Source organism: Rhodococcus sp. ENV425, from assembly GCF_002887785.1.
Lineage (GTDB): Bacteria > Actinomycetota > Actinomycetes > Mycobacteriales > Mycobacteriaceae > Rhodococcus > Rhodococcus aetherivorans.
In genome coordinates this window covers 6,312-7,972 of the sequence record NZ_PCZU01000265.1, presented here as the reverse complement: position 1 = coordinate 7,972, position 1,661 = coordinate 6,312, and the positions used below count along the sequence as shown (strand labels likewise).

Here is a 1,661-nt window from a genome sequence, read left to right as displayed (position 1 = left end):
CTCGGCGGCGATCCGCCCGGCCACCCATTCCCGTTCGGCCTCCACGTCCGGATGCAGGGCGAGCCGGACGTCGCCGGGGGTCGGCTCCGGCTTCGCCCGCAGCGTGCTGACCTGGACACCCTTGTGCCGCAACGGTTCCGATGCCAGATTTGCCAGCTCCAGCGCCTCTGGGGGGTTGCGCCAGCTGGTGAGCAACTCGAGCCGGGGCGCGGGGCTGCCGTCCGGCAGCGGGAAGTCCGTCGAGAACCGGGGCAGGTTTGCCGCGGACGCGCCACGCCATCCGTAGATCGACTGCATCGGATCCCCCCCCGCGGTCACCGCGGGCATCCGCTCCGAGGCGCCGCCGGACAGGGGACCGCCGAACAGCGACGACAGGAGGACACGCTGCGCGTGGCCGGTGTCCTGGTACTCGTCGAGCAGCACCACCCGGAAGCGGGCCCGCTCGGCGCGGCCGACCTCCGGGTGGTCGCGGGCCATCCGGGCGGCGAGCGACATCTGGCTGCCGAAATCCAGCGCGCCCTCGCGGCGCAGCGTCTGCGCCAAGCGCTCGACCAGGGGCAGCAACTCGATCCGGGCCTGCTGCGCGTCGAGGATGTTCAGCAGGGTCTTCGACGGTCCCCCACGCTGATTCGGGCCGGCGGGCAGCGTGTGCACGAGCTTGTCCAGCTCGGTGTGCGCGACGCGCAGGTCCTCCGGCTCGACGAGGTGCTCGGCGAGCTGCCCCGACAGGGCCAGCACGCACTCGGTGACCGACGCGGGATTGCGGTCGGTGTCGAGGTCGCCGTCCCAGGCGCTGACCACGCGGTACGCGAGCTGCCACAGCTCGGTCTCGGACAGCAGGGTCGCCGACGGTTCGATGGGCAGCAGCAGCCCGTGCTCACCGAGCAGGCGCCCGGCGTACGCGTGATAGGTGCCCACCTCCGGCTCGCCGGCGAGGATGCGGGCGCGCAGCCCGCCGGTCGGGTCGAGGTCGCGCACCAGCGCCGATCCGGCGAGCTTCGCCAGCCGCCGGCGGATCCGGGTGGTGAGCTGCTGGGCGGCCTTGCGGGTGAACGTCAGGCCCAGCACCTGTTCCGGGTCGACGAAGCCGTTCGCGACGAGCCAGACCACGCGCGCCGCCATCGTCTCGGTCTTGCCGGCGCCGGCGCCGGCGACGACGAGCGTGGGCTGCAGCGGCGCCTCGATCACCGCGGCCTGCTCGCCGGTCGGCGGGAACTGCCCGAGCGCGGCGGCCAGCTCGACCGCACTCACCGTCGGTGGTGCCACTATCCCGTCACCTGCCTGCCCTCGTCGTGCGCCGGGCAGCTCGACAGGACCGGGCAGTGCCGGCACCCGTCGTTGACCCGGGCCAGGAACTGCGGCCCGCGGGTGGCCGCGGCTGCTTCGTAAATCACGTCGCGCCAACGGTCGAGCGCCTCGGCGTCCAGCGGGGGCTGTACCCGCTGGGTGGCGCCCTCCTTGTTGTGCGGTTTGGCGACGAACACCAACCGTGCCCCGCCGGGTTCGCCGGCGGGCTGCCCGTCGATCGCGCCCGCCGCGGCGGCGACCTGGTAGGCGGCCAGCTGCGCGTGCTGCTGCGCCGCCTCCTTGGTGACCGGATGGCGCGCGGTCTTGACGTCGATGATCACGGGCCGCCCGTCGGGGTCGCGCTCGAGCCGGTC

2 protein-coding genes are annotated in these 1,661 nt (G+C 73.8%); both read right to left on the bottom strand.

The window, feature by feature from the left end; translation table 11 throughout:
* Positions 1 to 1,251, bottom strand: a 1,251-nt coding sequence (locus tag CQZ88_RS31715; RefSeq protein WP_258008752.1) for an ATP-dependent helicase, incomplete at its 3' end; no start/stop codon positions are given.
* A 14-nt stretch (positions 1,252 to 1,265) separates the two neighbouring features.
* The coding region (locus CQZ88_RS31710) for a PD-(D/E)XK nuclease family protein (protein ID WP_258008751.1) at positions 1,266 to 1,661 on the bottom strand (396 nt) is incomplete at its 5' end.